The sequence below is a fragment of the Bradyrhizobium barranii subsp. barranii genome (genome assembly GCF_017565645.3).
GTDB classification, from domain to species: domain Bacteria; phylum Pseudomonadota; class Alphaproteobacteria; order Rhizobiales; family Xanthobacteraceae; genus Bradyrhizobium; species Bradyrhizobium barranii.
In genome coordinates this window covers 5254111-5274338 of record NZ_CP086136.1, presented here as the reverse complement: position 1 = coordinate 5274338, position 20228 = coordinate 5254111, and the positions used below count along the sequence as shown (strand labels likewise).

Annotated in this window: 25 protein-coding genes and 1 tRNA gene; 15 read left to right on the top strand and 11 right to left on the bottom strand. The window is 63.8% G+C overall.

All coding sequences use genetic code 11. The features are described from left to right. Positions 1 to 82: 82 nt before the first annotated feature. On the bottom strand, positions 83 to 1405 hold the full coding sequence (gene ltrA / locus J4G43_RS25240; RefSeq protein WP_456298913.1) for a group II intron reverse transcriptase/maturase: 1323 nt from the start codon (positions 1403 to 1405) through the stop codon (positions 83 to 85). A 387-nt stretch (positions 1406 to 1792) separates the two neighbouring features. On the opposite strand from ltrA, the gene J4G43_RS25235 reads away from it, so the two are divergent. Then, positions 1793 to 1930, top strand: coding sequence for a hypothetical protein (locus J4G43_RS25235; protein WP_171901125.1), 138 nt, complete (start codon positions 1793 to 1795; stop codon positions 1928 to 1930). A gap of 321 nt (positions 1931 to 2251) precedes the next feature. Here the strand turns inward: J4G43_RS25235 and J4G43_RS25230 are convergent, their stop codons facing one another. Continuing rightward, positions 2252 to 2974 carry a hypothetical protein gene (locus J4G43_RS25230; RefSeq protein ID WP_208086664.1) on the bottom strand — a complete coding sequence of 241 codons (723 nt, stop codon included), beginning with the start codon at positions 2972 to 2974 and terminating at the stop codon, positions 2252 to 2254. Next, positions 2971 to 3177, bottom strand: a complete 207-nt coding sequence (locus J4G43_RS25225) for a hypothetical protein (RefSeq protein ID WP_028151003.1) — start codon at positions 3175 to 3177, stop codon at positions 2971 to 2973. The genes J4G43_RS25230 and J4G43_RS25225 overlap by 4 nt, the downstream gene beginning before the upstream one ends. A 302-nt stretch (positions 3178 to 3479) precedes the next feature. On the opposite strand from J4G43_RS25225, the gene J4G43_RS25220 reads away from it, so the two are divergent. Beyond that, a complete protein-coding gene (locus J4G43_RS25220) occupies positions 3480 to 3932 on the top strand; it encodes a VOC family protein (RefSeq protein WP_014495478.1) in 453 nt (150 codons plus the stop codon). 341 nt (positions 3933 to 4273) lie between these two features. Continuing rightward, a complete protein-coding gene (locus tag J4G43_RS25215) occupies positions 4274 to 4912 on the top strand; it encodes a glutathione S-transferase family protein (protein ID WP_085401267.1) in 639 nt (212 codons plus the stop codon). Positions 4913 to 5044: 132 nt separating this feature from the next. On the opposite strand, the gene J4G43_RS25210 is transcribed toward J4G43_RS25215, so the two are convergent. The 3 genes from J4G43_RS25210 to J4G43_RS25200 are packed head-to-tail and all read right to left on the bottom strand — an operon-like array spanning position 5045 to position 5774. Continuing rightward, entirely contained in the window at positions 5045 to 5212 is a 168-nt protein-coding gene (locus J4G43_RS25210; protein WP_014495480.1) for a hypothetical protein, read from the bottom strand. 5 nt (positions 5213 to 5217) lie between these two features. Continuing rightward, positions 5218 to 5463: a hypothetical protein gene (locus J4G43_RS25205; RefSeq protein ID WP_208086663.1), complete on the bottom strand. Its 246-nt coding sequence runs from the start codon at positions 5461 to 5463 to the stop codon at positions 5218 to 5220. A 56-nt stretch (positions 5464 to 5519) separates the two neighbouring features. Beyond that, positions 5520 to 5774, bottom strand: coding sequence for a PilZ domain-containing protein (locus tag J4G43_RS25200; protein ID WP_063983468.1), 255 nt, complete (start codon positions 5772 to 5774; stop codon positions 5520 to 5522). Positions 5775 to 5998: 224 nt separating this feature from the next. Here J4G43_RS25200 and J4G43_RS25195 point away from each other — a divergent pair. Continuing rightward, positions 5999 to 6073 (top strand) — tRNA-Glu (locus J4G43_RS25195). 93 nt (positions 6074 to 6166) lie between these two features. Then, positions 6167 to 6301: a hypothetical protein gene (locus tag J4G43_RS55345; protein WP_256461574.1), complete on the top strand. Its 135-nt coding sequence runs from the start codon at positions 6167 to 6169 to the stop codon at positions 6299 to 6301. Positions 6302 to 6512: 211 nt separating this feature from the next. Here J4G43_RS55345 and J4G43_RS25190 read toward each other — a convergent pair whose 3' ends face one another. Continuing rightward, positions 6513 to 6809, bottom strand: coding sequence for a hypothetical protein (locus tag J4G43_RS25190; RefSeq protein ID WP_225005074.1), 297 nt, complete (start codon positions 6807 to 6809; stop codon positions 6513 to 6515). Here J4G43_RS25190 and J4G43_RS25185 point away from each other — a divergent pair. The 8 genes from J4G43_RS25185 to J4G43_RS25150 all read left to right on the top strand — a co-directional run bounded on the left by J4G43_RS25185 (position 6808) and on the right by J4G43_RS25150 (position 14797). Next, the gene (locus tag J4G43_RS25185; protein ID WP_081369264.1) at positions 6808 to 7038 is read left to right on the top strand and encodes a photosystem reaction center subunit H; all 231 of its coding nucleotides are present in this window, start codon (positions 6808 to 6810) and stop codon (positions 7036 to 7038) included. The two genes, J4G43_RS25190 and J4G43_RS25185, sit on opposite strands and share 2 nt — an antisense overlap. Before the next feature lie 1411 nt (positions 7039 to 8449). After that, positions 8450 to 8920, top strand: a complete 471-nt coding sequence (locus J4G43_RS25180; protein WP_225005073.1) for a hypothetical protein — start codon at positions 8450 to 8452, stop codon at positions 8918 to 8920. Positions 8921 to 9061: 141 nt separating this feature from the next. Next, positions 9062 to 9688, top strand: a complete 627-nt coding sequence (locus J4G43_RS25175; RefSeq protein WP_208086661.1) for a PilZ domain-containing protein — start codon at positions 9062 to 9064, stop codon at positions 9686 to 9688. 122 nt (positions 9689 to 9810) lie between these two features. Continuing rightward, complete coding sequence (locus J4G43_RS25170) at positions 9811 to 10818, top strand: acyl-CoA desaturase (RefSeq protein ID WP_208086660.1); 1008 nt, start codon at positions 9811 to 9813, stop codon at positions 10816 to 10818. A gap of 137 nt (positions 10819 to 10955) precedes the next feature. Further along, positions 10956 to 11213: a hypothetical protein gene (locus J4G43_RS25165; RefSeq protein WP_063983473.1), complete on the top strand. Its 258-nt coding sequence runs from the start codon at positions 10956 to 10958 to the stop codon at positions 11211 to 11213. 578 nt (positions 11214 to 11791) lie between these two features. Beyond that, a complete protein-coding gene (locus J4G43_RS25160) occupies positions 11792 to 12832 on the top strand; it encodes a PrsW family glutamic-type intramembrane protease (protein WP_208086659.1) in 1041 nt (346 codons plus the stop codon). Positions 12833 to 12901: 69 nt separating this feature from the next. Next, the gene (locus tag J4G43_RS25155; protein ID WP_063983474.1) at positions 12902 to 13480 is read left to right on the top strand and encodes an HdeD family acid-resistance protein; all 579 of its coding nucleotides are present in this window, start codon (positions 12902 to 12904) and stop codon (positions 13478 to 13480) included. A gap of 231 nt (positions 13481 to 13711) precedes the next feature. Further along, entirely contained in the window at positions 13712 to 14797 is a 1086-nt protein-coding gene (locus tag J4G43_RS25150; RefSeq protein WP_071914247.1) for a 3-deoxy-7-phosphoheptulonate synthase, read from the top strand. Between the two features lie 58 nt (positions 14798 to 14855). Here the strand turns inward: J4G43_RS25150 and J4G43_RS25145 are convergent, their stop codons facing one another. From J4G43_RS25145 to epmA, 3 genes are read right to left on the bottom strand one after another with little or no spacing between them, the layout of a single operon-like run. Continuing rightward, positions 14856 to 15113, bottom strand: a complete 258-nt coding sequence (locus tag J4G43_RS25145; RefSeq protein ID WP_063983475.1) for a hypothetical protein — start codon at positions 15111 to 15113, stop codon at positions 14856 to 14858. A 43-nt stretch (positions 15114 to 15156) separates the two neighbouring features. Then, entirely contained in the window at positions 15157 to 16251 is a 1095-nt protein-coding gene (locus J4G43_RS25140; RefSeq protein WP_208086658.1) for a lysine-2,3-aminomutase-like protein, read from the bottom strand. Further along, positions 16248 to 17312 carry an EF-P lysine aminoacylase EpmA gene (gene epmA, locus J4G43_RS25135; RefSeq protein ID WP_208086657.1) on the bottom strand — a complete coding sequence of 355 codons (1065 nt, stop codon included), beginning with the start codon at positions 17310 to 17312 and terminating at the stop codon, positions 16248 to 16250. The genes J4G43_RS25140 and epmA overlap by 4 nt, the downstream gene beginning before the upstream one ends. 162 nt (positions 17313 to 17474) lie before the next feature. Between epmA and efp the strand changes: the two genes are divergently transcribed. Beyond that, positions 17475 to 18041 carry an elongation factor P gene (gene efp / locus J4G43_RS25130; RefSeq protein ID WP_063983478.1) on the top strand — a complete coding sequence of 189 codons (567 nt, stop codon included), beginning with the start codon at positions 17475 to 17477 and terminating at the stop codon, positions 18039 to 18041. Between the two features lie 17 nt (positions 18042 to 18058). Then, complete coding sequence (locus J4G43_RS25125) at positions 18059 to 19681, top strand: M23 family peptidase (RefSeq protein WP_208086656.1); 1623 nt, start codon at positions 18059 to 18061, stop codon at positions 19679 to 19681. 30 nt (positions 19682 to 19711) lie between these two features. Here the strand turns inward: J4G43_RS25125 and J4G43_RS25120 are convergent, their stop codons facing one another. Continuing rightward, positions 19712 to 20215, bottom strand: a complete 504-nt coding sequence (locus tag J4G43_RS25120; RefSeq protein ID WP_208086655.1) for a cupin domain-containing protein — start codon at positions 20213 to 20215, stop codon at positions 19712 to 19714. Between the last annotated feature and the right edge of the window lie 13 nt (positions 20216 to 20228).

The window sequence follows — 20228 nt, the reverse complement described above, 5'->3', positions numbered from 1 at the left end:
CACATTCTGTTCGCGGTAGGGACACCCATCACTGGGCGCCCCCCGCGCAGATCCCGGCGAGCCCAATTAAGGCACCGGGCTCCTACCTCGGGTGTTTGACGGCGAAGCGCAGCTTCGGCCATGGATGAAGGATGCGAGCCTTGGGGAGCCAGTCATCGGTGATCTGCGTTATGCGATCCCAGGTCAGACAGGTCCGCTGACTGCGCCGCCGAAGCGTCCGCCTCCAGAGATCGGTCAGATAGAACCGAAACGCATTGAGCGCTCGGCCATTCGTCGGGACAGCAAAGTACGCAAAGTGGCCGGTCAAGACCTGCCTCAGCCATTTCCCTTGTGCAGGGATCGGCCAGTGCATTCGGCGCCTTAGCTCCTCCTTGATTTCGCGGAGTTTGGTTCGCAAGCGGTCGCTACGGGTCTTCCGTTGAAGCTGGAAGCGCCCTTGGCGTGATTTGCCGCAGATAAACGTGAACCCCATGAACGCAAAGGTTTCCGGCTTTCCGAGTCCGCGCTGCTTGCGTTGAGCCGCCGCATGGCGACCAAACTCAATCAGGCGGGTCTTGGCCGGGTGGAGCGTCAGCTCGAACTCCTCCAGTCTCGCGCGCATCGCGTCAAGGAAACGACGTGCGTCATCCTCGCGCTCAAAGCCGACTACTACATCGTCCGCGTAACGCACGATGATCATGCCGCCGGAGACCTCGCGCTGTCGCCAGCGTTTGGCCCACAGGTCGAGAGCGTAGTGCAGGTAGATGTTGCCGAGAAGCGGTGAAATCACCGAACCTTGACCCGTTCCCCTGTCATCAGCGGCTACGACGCCGTCTTCGAGAACACCCGCCTTCAGCCATTTCTGAATGAGGCGGATGATGCGCTTGTCGCCGATCCTATGTTCCAAGAAGCGAACCAGCCAAGGTTGACTGACTGCGCCAAAGAAGTTTTGGATGTCGGCGTCAATGATCCAGTTCACGTTCCGCGTCTCGATCGCTGTGCAGAGCGCGTCCAACGCATCATGTGGTCCTCTGCCGGGCCGAAACCCGTAGGAAAAGCCACAGAAGTCTCCTTCGTAGATGGCGTTGAGCACGATGACGGTGGCGCCCTGGACGATTTTGTCTTCGAGAGCCGCGATCGCTAACGGGCGCTGCTTGCCGTCTGCCTTTGGTATGTACGTCCGGCGAGACGGTTGCGGGCGATACGCTCCTCGTTGGACCCGTTTGTGCAGATCGGCGAGCCGGGGCTCGAGATCTTCCTCGTAGTCCTCCCACGTCATGCCATCCACTCCGGGAGCAGCCTTACGCCTGAGCGCAAAGAACGCCGCCCGCAGTGTATCGACATTGATGTGGTGAAAGAGCGCGGTGAACCGGTCCTTCTTCCTCAGCCTTGCGGCTGTCCGTACGCGGTCCAGCGACTGGGTCATGCGAGCCCGGCCCTGTGTCCGGTGCATGCGCTGCTGTTCCGCGTTTCCCTTGGTCCCCGGCCTTGGCTCCGCCCACTCCGCCGCCAGTAATCCGGCTTTGTTCGTTGGCTTCTCAGCTACTATGCCAGAGTCAGACTTCTCCGTGTCGTGCATCAGCGGCTACAGCTCCTCGCCTTCCCGCTGCGGACCATCTCCTCCGAGAAGGAAGATGGCCGACCCGGAGATATCCCGGTTCCCGTACAAGGAGCTTCCATACATGCCAGGGTCTACGACCACGCCGGGTTGGACGGGTGCTCGCGTTTGCGCACTCGCCCATATTGCCTTCCGCTCTTTGGACAGCGTCGGCTCCCGAGATAACACTGTTTCGCGGCTCAATGGCTGGCCTGCATGCTCCCCTACCGACGCTTCGCCGACACCCTCGCGGACGCCTGCGCACGGCTCGGGGCCGATGTGGTTCGCTACACCTTCATCGCAATGGACTTCCACCATCTATTCCTTGCCGGTCTCCCGGCGCACCCAAAGTAGTGCTAGGCCGTGTACCCATAAACCCGGCGGCGTGAAGCGACGAAAAACAATGTCGGCTTTGCCCCTATAGCGACCCAGTTCGTGCGACAGACGGATTCAATCGCATCCGCAAACGTCGAACTTTTGATCCCGGCTGCTCATCACCTTGGGTCAGTTCGGCCGCTGCTTCGGGGGCATCGAAGCCAAAGTGGATGACCAAGTGCCATTGGCTTGCTTTCGCCGAAGGTGGTGGAGAAGCTGGGGTATGTGATGGGGCTGGTGCGGGAGCGAGCGTGACCCGTTCGCATCCGTCGCGAAGCGCGAACGCTGCTCGCAGCCACTTCAATTCGTCGTGGTCTTGCCGCCGCGCATGGACACGAGCTTGTCCTCACCAAATCCGAGAATGAGCCAAGCGGTCTCATCGAAACCGTCTGCGAGCTTTCCCTCGTGAGAATACACGATCTGAGCAGCTTCCGACTTCGACGGCGGTCCCAACGCCGTGATTACCTCCTGACGCGACATACCTAAATGCAGCTTGCTGTCGAGGACGACGGGCGAGAACTTTTCCGGGATGATGGCGCAATCGGCCGAGGCCCCGGCGTCTTTCTCGGTGAGCTCTTCAACGATCTCCGTGACGAGATGGTCCGGGCCGCCCATCTCTCCGCTGGACACCACCCATAATCGATGCTGCGCGCGCCGATAACACAGCCAATAGATGCTATCTCCAGCGTCGCCTTGGTGTCGGATGGTCCCTTCGCCCACGGCTTCGCGAACCGCGCCGAGTCGCGTCTCTTCAAAGCGGCCGGCGAATGCGCCTAGCGAAAAGCGGGTCGCCAATCTCTTCACGACTGTCGGCGGCACGCGCTCGAACGCATGTTCGTCGACTGGGGGCGGCGGTGTCTGCGCGGAGCAGTCGTCCGCGGGGTTCGCGAAAAGGAGAAGGAGCAAGAAGAGCGTCTTTCGACCATCAACTCCGAATTTCCTATATATTTTTCGCCTCAGCAGGTCGCGCCTAGGCGTCGAGAGTGCGGGCATCAGTTTCTGGGTGTCGGACACGTCAGTCACCCCAGCTTCCCTTCATTGATCTTGTGCGCAACCTCGCCAACAGAGCTGCCAACGATGACGGCGGTCACGATTGGCCAAAAACCCGCCACCATGACGATAGCGCCCCAACGCATGTCTTCGCCGGGCCGTCTGTAGCCATCGTTGATGCCGCCAAGGATCAACCAGATCAGGCAGCCAATTGCATATCGCTTGAACCATTTCACGGCGAAATACCTTCCAGATATGGACATTAGTGACCGTGACATTGAGGATGGTTCATCGGCAGGACCGGGCTTGCTCATTGACGAGAAGCGCTGAATTCCGCTGACAGCGCATTGAACTCATCTGCGTGTCCCGGCTGACGCTACGGCTTGTCCGTCCATGCTGAGTTGGCTGACCGCACCCACCGTCTCTCCCTCACGCACATGTGCCCCCGCCCCCTGCCCCTCGTCCCACTTTCCTGCTATCTCCTGTCCCCGCCGTTCCGGCCCAAACCAAAACACCTCCGTATCAGGGAGCAACAACCATGCGATACCTCCACACCATGCTGCGCGTGCGCAATCTCGATGTCGCGCTGAAGTTTTACCAGGATGCGCTGGGACTGAAGGAGGTGCGGCGGATCGAGAACGACAAGGGGCGCTTCACGCTCGTCTTCCTGTGCTCGGCGGACGATCTCGAGGCGCTGAAGAAGCAGCCGCAAACGCGCGGCGCGCCGCTGGTCGAGCTCACTTACAATTGGGACGAGGAGAAGTATGGCGAGGATCGCTTCTTCGGCCATCTCGCCTATGAGGTCGACGACATCTACGCAACCTGCGCGCAGCTGATGAAGGCCGGCGTCACCATCAACCGTCCGCCGCGCGACGGCAACATGGCCTTCGTCCGCTCGCCGGATCTGCACTCGATCGAGTTGCTGCAGAAGGGCGAGCCGAAGGCGCCTGCCGAGCCCTGGTCGTCGATGCCGAATACCGGCCACTGGTAGGGCCGCGACGCAGGAACCAGCCCTCGCTACCCGTGTTGTCCCTCCGACATAACGATTGGAGGAGGACGCAATGGGACGAGGACTGTTGCTGTGGATGCTTGGCGTGCCGATCCCGGTGATCATTCTGTTGTGGCTGTTCTTCGGCCACTGATCATCGGGCTCGATCTGCCAGGTTCGATTCGCCAAGTTCGATTTGCCAAGCTCAACTTGCCGAGTCTAGCTTGCAATGAAAGCTCCGCCGACGGCGGAGCTTTTTGCATGAGGGGCGCGCCGCAATCGCCGTCGCTCCCGCCAGGGAATTCCGCTATCACGCGCGCCAAAGCGAAATGCGGGAGGACTTCATGCCGGACACCAAGCGGACGATCTGGGGCCGCGCCAACTCGGTCAACGTGCAGAAGGTGCTGTGGTGCCTCGCCGAGCTCGACCTGCCCTATGAGCGCATCGACGCCGGCATGAGTTTCGGCAGGACCCGCGAGGCCGACTATCTCGCGATGAACCCCAACGCACGGATCCCGACGCTGGTCGAGGGCGACTTCGTTCTGTGGGAATCGAACTCCATCATGCGCTATCTCTGCCTCGCACATGGCCGCGGCACGCCGATCTATCCCGAGGCAACGAAGCTGCGCACCAGCGTCGACCGCTGGCTCGACTGGACGCTGTCGATGGTGCAGCCGGTCGACCGCCCGGTGTTCTGGGGCATCGTGCGCACGGCCCCCGCCGAGCGCGACATGATCCAGGTGCAGCGGGATGCCGATGCCGCCGCCGAGGTCTGGGCCATCGCCGACCGCCTGCTCTCGTCGCGCCGCTTTATGGACGGCGACCAGTTCACGCTGGCCGACATCGCGATCGGCGCCTATGCGCGGCGCTGGCTCGGGGTCGAGGGCATCACCCGCCCGGCCCAGCCGCATTTGACCCGCTGGCTCGCCGAGCTCGGCAAACGGCCCGGATTTGCACAGTTTGTCGCACCGCCGATGTCGTGAGCCGGCGGCGCGGCGTAAGCTGCGCTGAGCGCGCGATGAATCGTCGTCACGGCGCACGGATCGGGCGTCGCGCCGGGACTTGACGGCTGCTGTGCATGGGGTTGTTTTCGCAGTTTTTGTTTGGGGCGGTGCCTAGCGCCAGCCGCGCTCGACCAGCAGCACGCAGATGATCAGCACCAGTGTCACGGCGGCGGTGGCGAGCTTGGCCGTCCAGCTCAGGCCGCGCCCGACCCATAACAGCAGTGCGCAATACATCACGAAGGGGACGATGATGTCGGGCCGCATGAGATCCGGCGGCATCGGCTTCAGCGCCTGACCGTGGTCTCGACGCTGACCGAGCCGCCGATCTTCACGCAGGTGCCCGTGCTCTCGACCATGACGAAGCGGGGGCCATAGGAGGCGCAGGAGCTGGCCTTCGCCGTGCCACCCGTTCCCTTCAGCGGCAGCGCCTTGCCGGCCTGCGGCCGCTCGGCAGGCGGAAGGCGCAGGTCCTCGGCCGCGGCCGCGGAGGTGGCCAGCAACGGGATGAGGATGAGGAGCGGCGCGCGCATGCAGCCGTTCTAGCCCGGACCGGCGCCACGCGCCATCCGGGTCGCCTCGGCCGGGATCAGATGAACTTGACGCCGGCCGATTTGCCGCGGCGCCAGATCACCTGGCAGCTCCGCCCGGTGCGGGCGTCACGCGCGAACGCCATCCGGATCACCCCCGGGAGCTGGCTCGCGTCCTCGTCCAGCGTGATCTTCGCGCCGGTATCGGAGATGTCCTGGACCAGGCAATGCCGCGCCGCGAATCCGCCGTCGAGCGTGATCCAGGCGTGCCGCGACAGCGATTTGCGGGCTGCGCGCTTCTTGGGCTGGGGCATGGACAAATTTCTCCGGTTCCAGCGCTAGCTCACGCGGCCTAAGAAACCGTTGAAATCGCCCCCGAATGTAGCGGGGGTGGAGGCTATCCACCGGTGCCAAAAGACCGTTCCCGAACGGCTTGCCCACGGCGCCAAAGGCCACTATACGTTCGCCCGCTGCAGCCGCCGGGCTCGACTCGGATGGCCGGCGGCCATGCCGTGAAAAGCGGCGGAGCCTTGTGTTTGCTCCCTTCGTCTATCGGTTAGGACGCCACCCTTTCACGGTGGAGAGAGCGGTTCGATTCCGCTAGGGAGCGCCAACAAAATCAATCACTTGCCGCCTCCTCCACCGCCGTGTCCAATATACGGGTATGGGCTCGTTCACAGCGCGACGGGTCGGGGAGCTGCGCGAAATGGAGCGCCTTTGCTCGGATTGGGCGGACGATGACGATCTCGTTCTCGCGCGCGACGGACTGAACGCGCTGGCGGCCGACTACCGCGCCGCTGCGGACGCGATGGTTCCCTCTGGTGCTGTTTGGGACCTTTAGGGCGCGGTGAGCGTTGAGGCGTTAGCACCGGGGCAGGATCGCGAACCCCGGAGTTCGGATCATGAGCACGATCCCTGTGGACCACGAAAGAAAGTTCGAAAATCGGTGGGCCGCCAGATTGGCGCGGCCCATTCCGCCGGCTCCATTTGCGCGCCCTGCCTGTCCGAGGTGCAAGGCCCAGATGATGCTCGTCAGCATCGAGCCAAAAAGCCTAAGCGTGGACTTGCACATGTTTCGCTGCGCTGTCTGCAATCACGCACTTACGACCTTCGCAGCGCATGAAGATCCCATGCATTCCAATGGCCGCTGGCTTCAAGGCGATTTGCACCCACCAAAGTAACCCGCGCTGCAAGTCGTGACCGAAAGCGAGACGCCGCGGCTGCCGGAAGGTTTCAGGGTCGAGCTCGACAAGGACGGTTGGCGGCACTGACTCGCGCGAAGCGGCGATGGCCTCGATGCATCTGCCGCGCTGACTGATCTTCACTAATCCGCCGGCCGCGTAGGGCATGACCATGTCCGATGACTGGACCAAACGAGCGACGAACATCCTTCGAGAACTTCATGCTGCCGAGACGGAGCTAATCGGCAGGGGTGTTATCCTGACCGACGGTAAGGCGGGGACGGTTGATCACGTCTTCCTTGACGAGGTGCACGGGCTCCGGATCTCGATCGGTGGCCACGACGGCAAGTGGCCGATTTCGACTCTGAAGCTTCTAGACTCCGGTTTCGCCAGATAGCTTGTCCGCCCGGTCACCGTCCGCGGTGATCACTCGGTGACCCGGCGCCCAGCGCGGACTTCGAAGGCCTGCTCGCCGGTGCCTGGCCGAGAAAGCCAGTCACAGTTTACCTGGAGTGGCAGCCATGATGCAGAACGTTGTAGCCGGATGCGTCGCAGTGGCTTTGATTATCCTGGCCTTGATTGGCTTCGCCCAAACGCACCATGAATGTTGGCACGGGCACGTGCTCCTAACCCATGAGCCCTGCGGATCCGTCAGCCCTTCAATATAGGAACAACCATTTTCCGCTGATCTAGGCGCGGGACCAAAGCCCCGCCGCTCGTGAAGTTCTGCCAGCAAAGGTAAGCTTGCGGACGACTCAGCGCGAAAGCCCCCCTACCGCCCGGTAACCGCCTTCTGGCGCGCAGCGTTCAGGCCTGCCTTTGTCTGTGCAGTTGCGGCACTCGCGGGCTCTCGATTTGGGGGCGGCTCATTGAGGTCTCGGGCCCACGGCGCGCCAGATCGAGCAACTGACTTCGGAGCGGCATGTTCTGAGCTGGAGCAGGCAGAGACGAGAGAGACGACAACAAGGGACATCCCCGTCCGGCCCAACGTTTGAGTGATCCTGTTCATCAGGCAATCAACTTCCGGCGCGGCCTTACTGTTGGCGCCTGCGATCCGCTCTAGCATCGAAATAGATGACCACCGCGAATGTGGCGCCTAGAGCCAAAACGCTGACACAGCCGGTAATCAACGCCACCGCCATCATAGCTGGATCAGTATTTCTACGGCGTCAGGGCTGGGCAATTCACGAATGATTAGCGCATGCAACAAGGCTGGGGCCCGCCAGCGTGAACCGGCGGGGCCTTTGCTTTTCCACACCCACGATGCGCAGTAGCCCGCGTTCGTTCCGCGGCCCAAGGGATTGATAATTTGACTCTCGCGGCGCCAGGCTTCGATGGCGCAATGACCAAGGTGGAGAACCGAGCGGCCGCCAGGGCCTACCACCAGGAGCGGATGCGTAAGCTCGACGAGGAAGCCAAAGCAGCACGCATTTTTAGACGGGGATAAACGACCATGGACATCATCCCATCTCTTTCACAGTGGAGAGAGGGGTTCGATTCCGCCAGGGAGCGCCATCATCCGGGCCATCGGGTCGGGTGATGCGGCGAAATCCGCTGCCCCCGCATGAACCTCCCCGCCCCCGACCGACGACCAATGTCCCGTTGGAACCGGTACAGGCCATGGTGCTGCATAAATCCCCCTCGGACCGCCAGACCGGCGCCGCCTCGCCAGCACCGCCGTCCTGGATGCACCGTACAGCGCCCTACGCGCCGGAGCGGCGCGCCAGAATGCTGGAGCACATGGCGCGCGCCCGATCGCTTCCGCAGCCCAGGCCGCAACCGCGATAGCGCCGTCGCGCACGAGCGGCGTGGACATTCTCGGCGATGCCTTCGGCTACGCGGTCCTGTTCGGTGTCATCGCCCTGCTCTTCCAGTCGCGCATTCCGCTCTACCTCGGCGCCTATCTCTTCCTCACCAACGGCGAGCGCATCGAGCACGCACTCAGAGCGGTCGGCATCCGGTTCGAGCCCAACACGATCGGCCCCGACATCATCAAGGGCTTCGCTTCCCTGTTCGGATGGTTCGCGCTGCTCGCATCCTTGCGGGGCTCCGTGCCGGCCTGGCTTGCGGCATGGATGCCGCCGGACACATCCTGGTCCACCATTGCCGGCATCGCCGTCGTGTTCGCGACCGTCGAAGCGTCTGCGGGGTTGGCGATGCGGCACGCATTGCCGTGGTTCGGATTCCAGATCAGGCCGGACAGCCTGACCGCGACGACGATCAGGCTCCTCATGGCCCTTGGCCTGCTCGCCTTGCTGGTGCTGCTCGGATCTCTTTGAGCGGCACACAATGACGATGTCGTGAGACGGCCGGGTCGTTTACCGGAAATTTACCCCTGCTATTTGATCGGCGTATCGTTTGCTTAGACGTTGCGCCCTACCGTGAATCTACGGAAACAATCCGAAACACGATTGGCGTTCATGTCCGTCTCAGAGTTTCTCCGGCAGCGTGCAGTGGAAGTCAGCGTGAGCGGCAGCTACTCGCTGCCGCGCTGGTACGATTGTGAGGGCCAGCTGCGCACCTTCGCCTGCCGCACCAAGCGTGTCTCCCCGTTCCGCATGATCGTCGACGTGCCAGTTGTCGGCAAGGTCGGCGAGCGCGTGACCTCCTATTTCCAGGACTTTGGCGAATTCCAGTGCACCATCAGCGCGACGCTGAAGGCGGGCTTCCTGATGGAACTCGATATGACGCGGGAGCGGCGCGCCTGGATGTCGGAAAAGCTGACCTGGCTGGAGAAGAAGCAGAAGGACGCCAGCATTCTGGAACTGCGCAATGACGCGCGCTTCGTTCCCCAAGTCTCGCACAGCTTTCTGACGCTCGCCGACGGCAGCACCCATCCCTGCTTCATCATCGACGTCTCCACGGCCGGCGTCGCGATATCCTGCGAATACGACCCAGTGATCGGAACCCCGCTTGCGGTCGGCGCCTGCGTCGGGCGCGTCATTCGCAAATTCGACAACGGCTTTGCGGTCAAGTTCGCCGAAAAACAGCAGCGGGACGACCTCGTCCGCCTGGTCGTCCGTACGCCCATGCTGCAATCGGCCTGAATCGGCCCGATCGATTTTAACTCAATTTTAACTAAATACTGGAGGTGCTGATCCCCGCGCGGTAGGGTGTGACCCAGCACGTCCGCAATCACTGCGGGCCTCGACTTATTGGAAGTCCCGGAATGTCCATCGCTGAGTTCGCCCCGGCAGAGACCGCCCAAAACGCGCCCGCCGCCGCAAAGCCGCAACTCCCGCCCGGCGTCATCACTGAAGGCCCGCTCGTCCAGGCCAAGTTGCGCGAAAGCTATCTCCTCCTCGGTATTCTCTACGTCGGCGCTGTCGCGGGCATCATCTGGGCCATCACGCAAGGCGTCGGCAAGGTGGAGCTGTTTACCTTCGCCTGGATGTTCGCGCTGACGACGTTCGGCATCGGCGCGGGCATGCACCGCCTGTTCGTCCATCGCAGCTTCCGCACCGGCCCGATCATGCGCGTCTTCTTCTGCGCCATCGCCCAGATGGCGGTGCAGGGCTCGATCGCGAAATGGGTCGCCAACCACCGCCGCCATCACCTCTATGCCGATGACGTCGGCGATCCCCACAGCCCACAGTTCGACGGCTTCGGCAATCGCTATGTCAGCGCGCTCAAGGGTTTCCTGCACGCCCAGGGCAGCTGGGTGTTCGACCAGGCGACCACCGACAACGAATACTACGCCAAGGACATCCTCGCCGATCCGATCGCGATGTTCTTCGTGCGCACGCGCTGGGTCTGGTACGGGATGTCCGGTGTCTTCATTCCCGGCGTGATCGGCTACACCTTCGGTGGCGTGCACACCATGATCGGCTGCGTGCTGTTCTCCGGCCTGCTCCGCTGTTACCTGCTGATCCTGACCAGCCAGCTCACCGGCTCGGTCTGCCACGCCTACGGCTATCGCCGCTTCGAGGTCGAGGACGCCTCGACCAACGAGTTCGTGACCACGATCCTCACCTTCGGCGAGGGTCTGCACAACAACCATCACCGCTTCCCGCGGGACGCCTATATCTCGCACGCCTGGTGGGAGATCGATCTCAACGGCCTGATCATTCTGGGCATGGAGAAGATCGGCCTCGTCCACGACGTCTTCCACGCCTCGCACCGTCAGCTTGAGCTGGCGTCCGAAGCGGAGGCGCAGGCAGCCACGACGGGGCGCTGAACCGGCAGGCCGGCGGCCTCCTCCGGCCGTCTCGCCTCCGCTCCGCTGCCCTATCGCGGCCCCATTGCGGGATCAGCTTTTGAGGGTCTGTGCCTCGTGCCGGATCTCATTTGCAGACTTGCGATCGGGGGGACCGAATGGCAGTCAACAAGATTAGGATTGATAAGATCACTTGGGACAGGGTTGGCCGGGTCACCGAGCCCGGACGCTACATGTACACCTTTGGCTGGCTGACGATTACGGCTGGCGATCTCGATATCTGGAAGCAATATCCGCAAGCCGCCTTCACGCTGCTCGCGCACCACGCCGAGCCGGACGAGGCCGTCGGCGAGGAATTCCATCTCGGCGCCTTCGACATCGCGCCGGACACCCCACCGCCGTTCACCACGCATTGAAGGGCGGGAACGCCGGCCCAAATCGCCTTGCGGGCTGCGCGCGGCGCAGGCGACCGCGGGAACGCATGGCATGCACGTTGCTTAATCAACGTCATGATGCACATCCCCGCCGTCGACCAGGCCTTCCTGCTGCTGCTCATCGTCTTCTGCCTTGGCACGTGCCTCGTACGCGCCTTCTGGGAGCTGGAGCAGGTGCGGGCACGCCGGGTCGCAGCGCCGCCCCGCGGGCGCACAACGAATCGTGACTAGGCCGGTTGGCCCGGCCGCGCGTTGTCCAGGCGGCAGCCACGCCGCCTCTGGACACGCCGTTCGCGCACGTGCATCGTGAATCGAAGAAACCTGCGCAGTGCCTTGATCTGACTTGCCAATCGCGATCCGGTGACGAGCGCGGGCCGCTCCCATCAATGACGAATTGGTTCTGTCATGCGCTTGATTGCGCTCGCATTCTACACGTTCGGTGCCGATCCCGATGAACGCTGGCTGTCGCGCCTGTTAAGTGACGCGACAGCAAATGCATGACACATGGTCGCATCGGTAGACGTAGATAAGCAGATCAAGGGAACCTATTTTCGGCGCCGATGTACCTGATTGAAGCTTTGCCCACCGTCATCGGAACTGCCGCCATCGCCCCGGCGCTGCTGATGCTGTGGCTCGTCATTGCCGCCGAGGAGCGCCCGGGACCGCCGGCCCAGGTCTGGACTGCGTTCCTGCTCGGAGCGGCCAGCATTTCGCTGCTGGGCCTTGCCCGCGCGCCCTTCGCCAAGATGGTTGCGGCCCCCGACACCCCCTGGGCGGCGCTCGCCATGCATTCGGTCTTCGGGGTCGCGCTGCCCGAGGAAGCGGTCAAGGTGATCGCCATCGTGCTGGTCTCCTCGACCAAGCGGCGGACCTTCGCCAATCCGATGGACACCGTGGTCTATGGCGCAGCGGTCGGCCTCGGCTTCGCCGCCTACGAGAACCTCGCCTACCTCGTCCAGCACGCCGAGATGTGGCGCTCGCTGGCCGCGCTGCGCAGCGTGCTGACCGTGCCGTTCCACGGCGCGCTCGGCATCATCGCCGGCGCCTACCTGACGATCGCGCGGGCCGGCACGGCGCTCGGCGCCAACCGCCACCATCGCGACTGGGCCCGCCTGTCCAGCCGCCTGCTGATCTTCGCAGGTCCGGTCGCGCTGCATTCGGCCTTCGACTTCCCGCTGCTGACCTTGCAGCGGATGCCCGATCTCGATCCGACGCTGCGGATGTGGCTGGGCGGAGCGAGCCTGCTGATCGGCTTCAGCTCGATCGCCTTCGCCATCCGCCTGGTGCGGCGGGTCGCGCGCCATCACGCGCCGCGGACCGATATCGCGCGGGAGCGGCTTAGCCAGCTGCGCCGGATGTGGGCGCTGCTGCTCGCCGGCGGCGGCGTCGGCTTCCTCGGCCTCGCCTTCGTGCTGACCTCGATCCATCACTGGCTGATCAATCCCGAGCGCAATCTGACATTGGCCCTGATCCCGATCGGCTTCGTCTCGATCCTGCTCGGCCTCGCGCTCCTGATCGTCACGATCGCGATCTACATTCTCGGCCGCAACCGCGTTCGCACCAGCGGCGAAGCTTTTTCGTCAGCGCACGGCGGCGGTTGAGCCACGGGATGGCAAGCGCGGTGTGTGCATACTAGATTGAGCAGACATCTTTCGATCTGGAGCCTGCCGATGACATCGCCTGAGGATTTTTCCCGGCTGCAATCCGCCATGAGCGAAACGGTCAAGGCGCATTGGAAGGCTTTCCTGTTCGAAGGCATCCTGCTTGCCGTTCTCGGCGTCGCCGCGCTGATCCTGCCGCCGCTCGCGAGCCTTGCGATCACGATCTTTCTCGGCTGGATGTTCCTGATCAGCGGCATCGGCGGACTGATCGTGACCTATTGGGCGCGCAGCTCGCCGGGTTTCTGGTGGTCGCTGATCTCGGCCGCGCTGGCCGTGCTCGCCGGCATGCTCCTGCTGGCCCGGCCGATGCAGGCCGTGCTGACGCTGACCATCGTGCTCGGCGCCTACTTCCTCGCCGAGGGCGTCGCCACCATCATGTATGCGCTGGAGCACCGCCGCGAGCTGAGCAGCCGCTGGTCCTGGCTCCTGATCTCCGGCCTCGTCGACATCGCCATCGCGTTCATGGTGATCACGGGGCTGCCGAGCTCGGCGGAATGGGCGATCGGCATCCTCGTCGGTATCAATTTGCTGTTCGGCGGCGCCACCCTGATCGGCATGGCGCTGGCGGCACGCAAGAGCAACAGTTGAGGCGCCTCGTGGCCGCTCGCGCCGATTGGGGGGTGACAACCCGCCAATCGCACGCTATATGAGCGGCCATGATCACCCTCGTCACCAGCTATTTTTGGTACTTTAGCTACGACAGCTCGCTGGCGGCAGGAGGATCGCGTTCAATCTGAATATTGAAGCAAACGTCCGAACAAGCCGCCAGACCTGGCGGCTTTTTTATTGCCGGCAGGTTCAAACAAACAGGAGCCCGCCGTGCTGAGCACGACCGACGATCTTCGTATCCGCGAACTGAAAGAGCTGAGCACGCCGGAAGAGGTGATGCGGGAAGTCCCGCGCACGCTCACCGCAACGCGTGTGGTGATGGCGGCGCGCAACGCCATCCATGCCATCCTGAACGGCCAGGACGACCGCCTGCTCGTCGTGGTCGGCCCCTGCTCGGTGCACGATCCCAAGGCCGCGCTCGAATATGCCGAGCGCCTCGCGAGCTTGCGCGAAGAGCTGGCCGACCAGCTCGAGATCGTGATGCGGGTCTATTTCGAGAAGCCGCGCACCACCGTCGGCTGGAAGGGCCTGATCAACGATCCTGACCTGGACGGCAGCTTCGACATCAACAAGGGCCTGCGGCTGGCGCGCAACGTGCTGTCCGCGGTAAACAATCTCGGCCTGCCCGCCGGCGCAGAATTTCTGGACATGACGACGCCGCAATACATTGCGGACCTCGTGTCCTGGGCCGCGATCGGCGCGCGCACGACCGAGAGCCAGATCCATCGCGAGCTGGCCTCGGGGCTGTCCTGCCCGGTCGGCTTCAAGAACGGCACCGACGGCAATGTGCGCATCGCTGCGGACGCGGTGAAGTCGGCCTCGCATCCGCATCATTTCATGGCGGTGACCAAGCTCGGCCGTTCGGCGATCGCTTCGACCGCGGGCAACGAGGATTGCCACATCATCCTGCGCGGCGGCAGCAAGCCGAATTACGATGCGGCAAGCGTCGCGGCGGCCTGCAACGATCTGGCCAAATCCGGCGTCGCGCCGCTGGTGATGGTGGATGCGAGCCACGCCAATTCGAGCAAGAAGCCGGAAAACCAGCCGCTGGTCATGGCCGACATCGCCGGCCAGATCTCAGGTGGCGAGAACCGCATCATGGGCGTGATGATCGAGAGCAATCTCGTTGCCGGCCGCCAGGACGTGGTGCCTGGCGAGCCGCTGACCTACGGCCAGAGCATCACGGACGGATGCATCGACTGGGCGACCACGGCAACCGCGCTCGAGCAACTCGCTGACGCGGTCGAGATCCGGCGCAACACGAAGCGCGCGGGGCTGCACGAACGCTCGGCGTAAGGCCAAAGCCAACGCGGGCGGGGCGAGCTGTCGCGCCCTGCCCGCCGCTAGCCACAAGCTAACAGCCGCGGCAGATGCTCTTGATCTTCTTGTCGAGCGCCGCGTCTTCCTTGTTCACGGGATTATTCGGATCGCTCAGATTCTTCTCGTTCGGCACATCGCCGGCGCGCGGCTGGCGATGACCGATGGGTGCCTGCGGCACCGACCCGGACGTCGCGCCGCCGGATGTCGCCCCCTTGGAGCCGCTGGGCTGTGCAACCGCCGCGCCGCCAAGCAAGACCACGAGCGACGCTGCCACCACCATGATCTTCTTCATGTCCGTTCCTCCATTCTCAAACCCACGTTCTCTGCATCGCCGCTCACGTCTCGGGCGGATAGAGATGAACGTCGCCGCAATAATCCACGATACGATAGCGCGTTTCCGTTTCCGCTTCACGCGCGTCGGCTGCGGTATTTTGCACCGCCAACACATAATTCGGCCCCACCGGCGATTTGCCGGCGCCGCCGGGAATGTCGATGACATAGTCGGGCTGACACAGTCCTGACACCCGTCCGCGCAACTGCCGCATCAAATCCTGCCCCTGGGCCAGCGTCGTTCGCAAATGCACGGTGCCCGGCGCGAGATCGCCATGATGCAGATAGTAGGGCTTGATCCGGCATTCGACGAAAGCTCGCATCAAATCCGACAAAGCGGCAATGCTGTCGTTGACGCCGCGCAAAAGCACGGACTGACTCACCATGGGAATTCCGGCATCGGCAAGCCGCGCGCAGGCCGCGCGCGCAGGCCCCGTCAACTCGCGCGCATGGTTGGCATGCACCGCGACCCAGGTGGTCGCGCCCTCGACCTTCAACGCAGCCACCATCTCGTCGCTGATCCGCGCGGGATCGGCTACCGGCACGCGGGTGTGAAGACGGATGATCTTGACGTGATCGATTCCCGCGAGATCGGCCATGATCTCGCTCATCCGGCGCGGCGATAGCATCAAGGGATCGCCGCCGGTCAGGATCACTTCCCAGATCTCGCTGTGCGAACGGATGTAGTCGATCGCCGCGCGATATGCGCCGTCCGAGAGGGCGTTCTCCTTGCCGGGCCCGACCATTTCGCGGCGGAAGCAGAAGCGGCAATAGACCGCGCAGACGTGGACGAGCTTGAACAGCACGCGGTCGGGATAGCGATGCACAATGCCCTGCACCGGCGAGTGCGGATGATCGCCGATCGGATCGGCGCTCTCACCTGGCTGCATCTCCAGTTCCGCGACGGTCGGAACGAATTGCCGCGCGATCGGATCGTCGGGATCGGACGTGTCGATCAGCTCGGCCAGCGCCGGCGTGATCGCCACCGCATAGCGCGCGGCGACACGTTCGAGCGCGGGCAGCGCTTCGGCCGGTGCGAGCTGCGCGGCCACAAGTTCGGCCGGCTCACGCAGGGTGCGTGCAAGGTTGGTCTTCGTCATGTCTCACTTAACGTTTCATTTGCAGGCGGTGTCCACACCACCTGATCGATCCGCGCTGCGCCGCTCGCCAGCATCACCAGCCGGTCGAAGCCGAGCGCGACACCGCTCGCCTCCGGCATTTGGGCGACCGCGGCCAGAAAATCCTCGTCCAGCGGATAGGCCTCGCCATAGCGGCGCTGCTTCTCCGCCATCGACTCCGTGAAGCGCTTGCGCTGTTCCTCGGCGTCGGTCAACTCGCCAAAGCCGTTGGCGAGTTCGACGCCGCAGGCATAGACCTCGAACCGCTCGGCGACCCGCGGGTCATCGGCCTTCACGCGCGCCAACGCCGCCTCTGGAGATGGGTATTCGAACAGAATGGTCAAACGCCCCTGCCCCAGATGCGGCTCGACATGCTCGACCAGGACCTTGCTGAAGATGTCGGACCAGGTGTCGTCCTCCGCCACGCGGACCTTGGCGCCGGCCGCCTGCGCGAGCGCGGCACGGTTACCCTCGCCGCCCGAGATTGTCGACAGCAGGTCGATCCCCGCGAACCGCTCGAAGGCGCCCGCGACCGTCACCAGCTCCGGCTCGGCGAAGGGATCCGCGGTCCGGCCGCGGAAGGAGAAATTCCCGATCCCGGTCGCCTGCGCGGCGCGGGCGATGACGACGACGGTGTCCGCCATGATGGCATCATAGGGGGCGCGAGCCCGGTACCATTCCAACATGGTGAATTCGGGCAGATGCAGGTCGCCGCGCTCGCGATCACGGAACACCCGTGCGAATTCGAAAATCCGCTCCTCGCCCGCCGCCAGCAGCTTCTTGCAGGCGAATTCCGGCGAGGTCCGCAAGTACCGGCTGGCACGGCTGCCATCGGGCCGCATGATCTCGGTCCGGGGGGCGTGCAGATGGGTTTCGTTGCCCGGGGAGACCTGGAGGACCGAGGTTTCGACCTCAAGGAACCCCTGCTCGGCGAAAAAGCCCCTGAGAGACCCGGTAATGGCCCCCCTGGCCTGGAGGAACGGCCGCCGGTCGAGGTGCCGCGAGGGGGACCAGAACGGCGAAATCGGCTTGTCCCCAACCATCAACCGGCCGCCCCGCAGGCCAGCAAAATGCTGGCATTCAACGACAAAATGCGTATGTTGCGGCCCGAAACGGGTGCCGCGGTCTGATTTGAGGCCCCAGGTCCCCCATCAATTTGACCACGTCCTGGCCGGAGCCGGGCCAAGCAAGCAGGAAATATAGCTTTGAGAGTCATCGCCAGTTCTATTCGCAAGGGCAACGTGATCGAGCAAGACGGCAAGCTTTATGTCGTTGTGACCGCCGAGAACATCCATCCCGGCAAGGGCACTCCGGTCAGCCAGATCGAAATGCGCCGAATCTCGGACGGGGTAAAGATCTCCGAGCGCTACAAGACCACCGACCAGGTCGAGAAGGCCACGATCGAAGAGCGCAACTTCACCTTCCTCTATGAAGATGGCGACGGCTTCCATTTCATGAACCCGGAAACCTATGACCAGGTCCAGGTGTCCAAGGACGTCATCGGCGATGCGGCCGCTTATCTCCAGGAGAGTATGACGGTCAAGCTGTCGACGCATGACGTCAACGTGGTGTCGATCGCGTTGCCGCAGCGCGTGACGCTGGAAGTGGTCGAGACCGAGCCCGTGACCAAGGGCCAGACCGCCTCCTCCTCCTACAAGCCCGCGGTGCTCTCCAACGGCCTGCGCACCACCGTGCCGCCGCACATCGCCGTCGGCACCCGTATCGTGGTGATGACCGAAGACGGCTCCTACTCCGAGCGCGCCAAGGACTAAGCGAGGAATCAGAGCAGGTGCCGCCGGGGGCCGAGGCAGTGGTTGGGAAAAGTTTCCGCTTCGTCTCGCTGGTTCTGGCGGCGCTTTCGCTCCTCACCGCCACTCCGCTCGCTGCGGACGAAATCCGCAACCCTTCGCTCACGGCTCTGCGCGTCGATTGGCGCGCAGCGCTCGACCAGTTCCGCACCGAGGTCAACAGCCGTCCCCCGATCGCGGGCGACTTCATCTTCGCACCCCGCCGTTCGGTGCCACGCTACGATCCGCGCGCGATGCCTGCGCTGGTGCAGCTCAACGCGGTCTCATCGCAATTCTTTACCGGTATCGCCCGCAGCTCCGTGCCCGTGCTTCTGCCGTTCGATGCTGCCGCCTATCTCGAGGCGCAGCGCAATCGCGCGCCGGGGACACTCGCGCTCTCGCACTATCAGGCCGATTTCAATCCCGTCGACATGTTCGATGCCGGCCCCTCAGGTTACAGTGCCAGCTTCTCGCTCGAACCCGGTGCCGGCGACGGCATGCCGAGCCGCGTCTACACAAGGCCGGTCGAGGTGCAGATCACGGGCTCGGCACTCGTTTACGACGTCGCCGATCCCGCCGGCGGCAAGGGCGAGCAGGTCAAGCCGCTTGCGGCAACTTATCCGGACCTGCGCAGGTTCATCCGGGAAGGCTATGTGCGCTACGCCTTCACCCGCTTCGGCGTTGCCTATGTCGTCTCCATCCAGTGCCTGGATAGCATCGCAAAGCCGCGGAGGCTCGCCTGCAAGGAAGCCTATCCGGTTGCCGAGCGCTTCCTGAAAGGGCTCCGCATCGCCGGCGGCCAGCGCATGCGGCCGCTCACGGACATGGCCTCCAGCATCATCGATCGTCCTTCAGCGCGGTCGCCGGATTTCACCTACCGACCGAGCGGCGACATCATCCCGAACACCGGCTATCGCAACAAGGCCGGCCATCCGGATGTGATGGCCTATGCGCAGATCCGTTTTCCGCTCGAAAAGGCGCCCGCCTTCGTGCGTTCGCAATCCTACGGCAAGCGCGACAAGAGCGACGGCCCGACGGCCTATCCCTGGCGCGACAATTTCTGCGAGTCCCGCAGTTTCGAGGTCTGGCAGTGCGGCGGCGGTTATGGCCACCAGGGCGAGGACATCCGCGCCGCCGAATGCCCACCGCCCGGCGAAGGCCACGAACCCTGCGATCGCAAGCAGCGCGGCGTCGTCGCGGTGCGCGACGCCATCGTGATCCGCGGCGCCAAGGATCAGGCCGCGACGCTCGAGGTCAACAGCCGCACCGAGCATATTCGCTTCCGCTATATGCACATGAACCCGCAGGCGCTAACCGCCGACGGCATGCTCAACGGCCGCATCGTCACCGAAGGCGAGAAGATCGGTGTGGTCTCCAACTATCTCGACCATCCCGCCGGCACATCGATGCATTTGCATTTCGACGTGCAGGTATTTACTCGCGACGGCTGGATCTGGGTCAGTCCCTACGTCACGCTGGTCTCGGCTTATGAACGCCTGATCCACGCCCGCGGCCGCGAAGTCGGCCCCGAGATCGCCGGCACGCCGCAGCCGGTGGCGCACGCGTTGCCGGAGGACGTGATCAAGCCGGACCTGCGCGAGGGATCGAGCGGCGAGGAGAATTAAGGGGCAGGCTGCTCATGCGGCCGCTATGGACTACTCCAACAGCGTCGTCAGCTGCGCGCCCTCGTCCGCCACGAACACCGCGATCAATTCCGCCGGCTCGGTCGTGCTGGCATTGGCCGAGACCAGATGCGTCGATCCCGGCGGCTCGAAGAAGGACTGGCCGACACCAAATGTCTCGACAGGACCGCCGCCAAGCTGGGAACGGATTTCACCCTTGGTGATGTAGGCGGTCACCGAACCCGCGTGACGATGCGGCCGCGAGAATCCGCCGGGACCGTAGAACACACGCACGATGGTGACGCGCTTGCCCGGGACGTTCGGCAGCGCGTAGGAGCCGATCGGTTCGACCTTGTCGAGCGGCGAGCTCTCCGCCGCGGTCGCGCAGAGCGGCGCCAACGCGCCGGATACCGCGTCCATCGTCACCGGCAACGCCTTGCCGATCGCAAGCGCGCAGGCGAGCCCGCCGACGACGGCCAGCGCCATCGAGCGCGATGGCACCGGACGCTGCGCATGGGTCAAACTCATTGCAGTCATGATAACCTCCCCT

What these genes read in the sequence shown, in the direction of transcription:
- J4G43_RS25215 (WP_085401267.1), top strand. Translation starts at nt 4,274, where the DNA reads ATGCCGGACACCAAGCGGACGATCTGGGGCCGCGCCAACTCGGTCAAC.
- J4G43_RS25170 (WP_208086660.1), top strand. Translation starts at nt 9,811, where the DNA reads ATGTCCATCGCTGAGTTCGCCCCGGCAGAGACCGCCCAAAACGCGCCC.
- J4G43_RS25210 (WP_014495480.1), bottom strand. Translation starts at nt 5,212, where the DNA reads ATGCCGCCGGATCTCATGCGGCCCGACATCATCGTCCCCTTCGTGATG.
- J4G43_RS25140 (WP_208086658.1), bottom strand. Translation starts at nt 16,251, where the DNA reads ATGACGAAGACCAACCTTGCACGCACCCTGCGTGAGCCGGCCGAACTT.
- J4G43_RS25200 (WP_063983468.1), bottom strand. Translation starts at nt 5,774, where the DNA reads ATGCCCCAGCCCAAGAAGCGCGCAGCCCGCAAATCGCTGTCGCGGCAC.
- J4G43_RS25205 (WP_208086663.1), bottom strand. Translation starts at nt 5,463, where the DNA reads ATGCGCGCGCCGCTCCTCATCCTCATCCCGTTGCTGGCCACCTCCGCG.
- ltrA (WP_456298913.1), bottom strand. Translation starts at nt 1,405, where the DNA reads ATGACCCAGTCGCTGGACCGCGTACGGACAGCCGCAAGGCTGAGGAAG.
- J4G43_RS25145 (WP_063983475.1), bottom strand. Translation starts at nt 15,113, where the DNA reads ATGAAGAAGATCATGGTGGTGGCAGCGTCGCTCGTGGTCTTGCTTGGC.
- J4G43_RS25220 (WP_014495478.1), top strand. Translation starts at nt 3,480, where the DNA reads ATGCGATACCTCCACACCATGCTGCGCGTGCGCAATCTCGATGTCGCG.
- J4G43_RS25120 (WP_208086655.1), bottom strand. Translation starts at nt 20,215, where the DNA reads ATGACTGCAATGAGTTTGACCCATGCGCAGCGTCCGGTGCCATCGCGC.
- J4G43_RS25165 (WP_063983473.1), top strand. Translation starts at nt 10,956, where the DNA reads ATGGCAGTCAACAAGATTAGGATTGATAAGATCACTTGGGACAGGGTT.
- J4G43_RS25155 (WP_063983474.1), top strand. Translation starts at nt 12,902, where the DNA reads ATGACATCGCCTGAGGATTTTTCCCGGCTGCAATCCGCCATGAGCGAA.
- J4G43_RS55345 (WP_256461574.1), top strand. Translation starts at nt 6,167, where the DNA reads ATGGAGCGCCTTTGCTCGGATTGGGCGGACGATGACGATCTCGTTCTC.
- J4G43_RS25175 (WP_208086661.1), top strand. Translation starts at nt 9,062, where the DNA reads ATGTCCGTCTCAGAGTTTCTCCGGCAGCGTGCAGTGGAAGTCAGCGTG.
- epmA (WP_208086657.1), bottom strand. Translation starts at nt 17,312, where the DNA reads ATGGTTGGGGACAAGCCGATTTCGCCGTTCTGGTCCCCCTCGCGGCAC.
- J4G43_RS25185 (WP_081369264.1), top strand. Translation starts at nt 6,808, where the DNA reads ATGACCATGTCCGATGACTGGACCAAACGAGCGACGAACATCCTTCGA.
- J4G43_RS25160 (WP_208086659.1), top strand. Translation starts at nt 11,792, where the DNA reads ATGTACCTGATTGAAGCTTTGCCCACCGTCATCGGAACTGCCGCCATC.
- J4G43_RS25190 (WP_225005074.1), bottom strand. Translation starts at nt 6,809, where the DNA reads ATGCCCTACGCGGCCGGCGGATTAGTGAAGATCAGTCAGCGCGGCAGA.
- J4G43_RS25235 (WP_171901125.1), top strand. Translation starts at nt 1,793, where the DNA reads ATGCTCCCCTACCGACGCTTCGCCGACACCCTCGCGGACGCCTGCGCA.